Here is a 786-nt window from a genome sequence, read left to right on the forward strand (position 1 = left end):
GCCACCCTGACCGTGCGCGGCGTGCAAGGCCATGTGGCCTACCCGCACCTGGCGAAGAACCCGATCCACCTGGCGGCTCCGGCCCTGGCCGAACTGGCCGCCGAGCACTGGGACGATGGCAACACCTTCTTCCCGCCTACCAGCTTCCAGATTTCCAACCTCAACTCCGGCACCGGCGCCACCAACGTGATCCCGGGCGACCTGACGGCGGTGTTCAACTTCCGCTTCTCCACCGAGTCCACCGTCGAAGGCCTGCAGCAGCGGGTCGCGGCGATTCTCGACAAGCATGGCCTGGACTGGCATGTGGAGTGGGCGCTGTCGGGCCTGCCGTTCCTCACCGAACCGGGCGCGTTGCTCGATGCGGTCTCCGCCAGCATCAAGGCCGTCACCGGTCGCGAGACCCAGGCGTCCACCAGCGGCGGCACCTCCGATGGGCGCTTCATCGCGACCCTCGGCACTCAGGTGGTGGAGCTGGGCCCGGTCAACGCGACGATCCATCAGGTCAACGAGCGCATCCTCGCCAGCGACCTCGATGTGCTGACCGAAATCTACTACCAGACCCTGATCAAGTTGCTCGCCTGATGCTCGCTTGCCCCATTTGCAGCGCACCGCTACAGGAAGTGGACAACGGTGTAGCCTGCCCGGCCGGGCACCGTTTCGACCGGGCGCGCCAGGGTTACCTGAACCTGTTGCCGGTGCAGCACAAGAACAGTCGGGACCCGGGCGACAACCTGGCAATGGTGGAAGCGCGCCGCGACTTCCTCAACGCCGGGCACTACGCCCCGG

At 66.7% G+C, this 786-nt stretch carries 2 protein-coding genes; both read left to right on the plus strand.

Annotated elements, in window-relative coordinates; genetic code table 11:
* Window positions 1-582: M20/M25/M40 family metallo-hydrolase (locus HX846_RS37500; protein WP_178967500.1), on the plus strand; the 582-nt coding region annotated here is incomplete at its 5' end.
* Window positions 582-786 (plus strand): putative RNA methyltransferase (locus HX846_RS37505; RefSeq protein WP_372242074.1); only part of this gene is annotated, 205 nt, incomplete at its 3' end. The genes HX846_RS37500 and HX846_RS37505, both read left to right, overlap by 1 nt.

Source organism: Pseudomonas sp. K5002, assembly GCF_013386655.1.
Taxonomy (GTDB): domain Bacteria; phylum Pseudomonadota; class Gammaproteobacteria; order Pseudomonadales; family Pseudomonadaceae; genus Aquipseudomonas.